The sequence below is a fragment of the Stenotrophomonas sp. 05L44_2 genome, assembly GCF_056665995.1.
Window position 1 is genome coordinate 1 of record NZ_JBFTNR010000740.1, and the last position, 2,029, is coordinate 2,029.

The 2,029-nt window shown below is 66.7% G+C and carries 2 protein-coding genes; both read right to left on the reverse strand.

All coding sequences use genetic code 11. The features are described 5' to 3' along the window. Window positions 1-1,027: flagellin (locus tag AC1VAN_RS20040; protein WP_480986557.1), on the reverse strand; the 1,027-nt coding region annotated here is incomplete at its 3' end. A 72-nt stretch (window positions 1,028-1,099) separates the two neighbouring features. Further along, window positions 1,100-2,029 (reverse strand): flagellin (locus tag AC1VAN_RS20045; RefSeq protein ID WP_480986558.1); only part of this gene is annotated, 930 nt, incomplete at its 5' end.

The following is a 2,029-nucleotide window of genomic DNA, read 5'->3' on the forward strand; positions in this document are numbered from 1 at the left end:
TCTGCAGGTTGGCAACGACCGAGGTGAAGCGGTTCTGGATCGCACCGAGGTCGGCGCGGGTGCTGTTGATCGCACCCAGGGCCTTGTCGACCACTTCCATTGCCTGCTGTGCACCCTTGACGGTGCTGACGTCCAGATCGCTGGCGAACTTCGAGGCCGGTGCCGCCGCAGCGGTGGTGGCGGTGAAGGTCGGGGCGGTGGCGCCAGTCCAGGTACCCGGCGTTGCGGTGATGGCCTTGAACGAGCCGTCAGCGTTGGTGCTGTCCTTGACCGAAGTCAGGGTCACGCCGGTGGTGCCGTTCACTTCGGCGTAGACGCCGGTTTCGCCGATCTTGGCGTTGATCGCGGTCACCAGTGCTTCGCGCGAGGCCTTGCCGGTGGCAGCGGCGTCGGCGCCCTGCTTGACCGAGACGTCGGCGATGGCCACACCGTTGATCGACAGGCCGCTGGTGCTGAAATCAGCGTTGGTGCCCGGATCGGCCAGGGCCAGCGCGTTGGTGTCGAACTTGGCGCCACCCAGGGCATTGGCCTTGGCATCGATGGTCTTGTCGATGGCAATCGCCTGGCCGGCGTTGGCGCCGACCTGGAACAGCTGGCTGGAGAACGAACCGTCCAGCAGCTTGGTGCCGTTGAAGTCCGACTGCTTGGCGACGCGGTCGATTTCCGAAACCAGCTGGGTCACTTCGGCCTGCAGCGCCTTGCGGTCGCTGGCCGAGTTGGTGGCGTTGGAGGCCTGCACCGACAGCTCGCGGACGCGCTGCAGGTTGTTGCCGATTTCGGTCAGCGAACCTTCGGCGACCTGKGCCAGCGARATGCCGTCGTTGGCATTGCGGATGGCCACGTCGGTGCCGCGGATCTGGGTRCCGAAGCGCTCGGAGATCGCCAGGCCGGCCGCATCGTCCTTGGCRCTGTTGATGCGCGAACCGGAGGACAGGCGCTGGATGGTGGTRGCSAGCGAGCTGCCGCTGGTGCTCAGGTTRCGCTGAGCATTCAACGACATCGTGTTGGTGTTGATTACTTGTGCCATGAGGAGAGGTCCTTGAGCGGTTGCACGTGAGTTGGGTTAGACGCCCCCGACGTGCCCCGGGGGCGGCTCATGTCAGCGCTGCAACAGGCTGAGCACGTTCTGCGGTACCTGGTTGGCCTGGGCCAGCATGGCCGTACCGGCCTGCTGCAGGATCTGGGTGCGGGTCAGCTCGGCGGTTTCCTTTGCGAAGTCGGTATCGCGGATGCGGCTGCGCGATGCGGACAGGTTCTCCGAGGAGGTCTGCAGGTTGGCGACCACCGAGGTGAAGCGGTTCTGGATCGCGCCGAGGTCGGCGCGCACGCTGTTGACCGATTCGAGGGCCTTGTCGACGATCGACATCGCCTTCTGTGCGCCTTCGGCCGTGGTGACGTTCAGGTCCTTGACGAAGCTGGCCGTTGCACCGGTCAGCGTGCCGCCGTTGGTGCTGGTCTCGGTCAGGCCCAGGCCGGCGATGGTGGCGGCGGTGGCGCCGGCCGGCGGGGTCGCCGCGCTGACACCCAGAGCGAAGGTCTGGCCGTCCTTGACCGAGGCCAGGCTGACCACGCCGGCGTTGACGGAGGCGACCACGCCGGTTTCGCCCAGCTTGTTGTTGATCGCGGCCGCGGTGGCCGAGGTGATCGATTCGCCTGCCTTCACGGTGAAGTCGCTGACGGTGACCGTGGTGGCGGCGCCGCCCGGCGGGGTCACCGAGATCTGCAGGCCGGAGTAGGTGGTATCAGCGGTGGCCTTGTCGGCTGCAGCCAGGCTGGTGCCGGTGTAGACGTTGGCGAAGCTGGCCGCCCCCAGCGAATCGGCCTTGGCGTTGACCACGCTGTTGATGGCGATGGCCTGGCCGGCGTTGGCGCCCACCTGGAACAGCTGGCTGGTGAACGAACCGTCCAGCAGCTTGGTGCCGTTGAAGTCGGCCTGCTTGGCGACGCGGTCGATTTCGCTGACCAGCTGGGTCACTTCAGCCTGCAGCGCCTTGCGGTCGCTGGCCGAGTTGGTGGCGTTGGAGGCCTG